This is a genomic window from Streptomyces sp. DH12, assembly GCF_020873895.1.
Lineage (GTDB): Bacteria > Actinomycetota > Actinomycetes > Streptomycetales > Streptomycetaceae > Streptomyces.
On sequence record NZ_JAHWGT010000375.1, the window covers coordinates 1 to 655 of the forward strand.

General features: G+C 78.8%; 1 protein-coding gene. It reads right to left on the reverse strand.

What is annotated here, in order from left to right:
* The coding region (locus tag LPA54_RS34650; protein ID WP_368857884.1) for a spermidine synthase at positions 1–421 on the reverse strand (421 nt) is incomplete at its 3' end.
* Between the last annotated feature and the right edge of the window lie 234 nt (positions 422–655).

Below are 655 nucleotides of genomic sequence, written 5' to 3' on the forward strand. Positions count from 1 at the left end.
GCCCTTCGCGGGCGTCCGCCGTGCGCACCCGGATCCGCGCCCGGGGATCGAGCGGCAGCTCCCGCCGGACCAGCCGCACCAGTGCCCCGTCGCGCTCGACGACCTGCTGGGTGGAGCGGGGGCGGGTGGCGGCGACGTACCGGGCGAGGGTGAGGGCGCCGCCGCCGAGGTGCACGGCCCGCAGGGGCTTTCCGGGCGGGGCGGCGAGGTCGACGACGTGCCCGAAGCGGCGCTGGTACTCGAAGGAGAGGTGGGCGGGGTCGTCCAGGTCGACGTGCGACTGGGGCGCGTCGTCGATCAGCAGCGTCCAGCCGCGTGGCCGGTCGCGGTCCGGGACGAGCCGGGCGGTCCCTCCGTCGACCTGCTCGGTGACGGCCTCGACGGCCGCCTGTCCCCGTCCACTGCTCCTGCCCCGTGCCATGCGGTCATTGTCCCAGGGCGGCGCGCCCGCACCCCGCCGGGGCCGAGCAGCCCGTCCACAACCACTGAGGCCACGCGGCCCGCCCGCACCCCACCGAGGCCACGCGGCCCGCCCGCACCCCACCGGGCCACGCGGCCGGCGGCTCCCCGGGCGCCCGGCCGCCCGGGCGCTCAACTGCAGCTGTCCGCCGCCTCGATCATCCGCTGGGCCTGCCCCAGGGCCTCGCGCAGCACC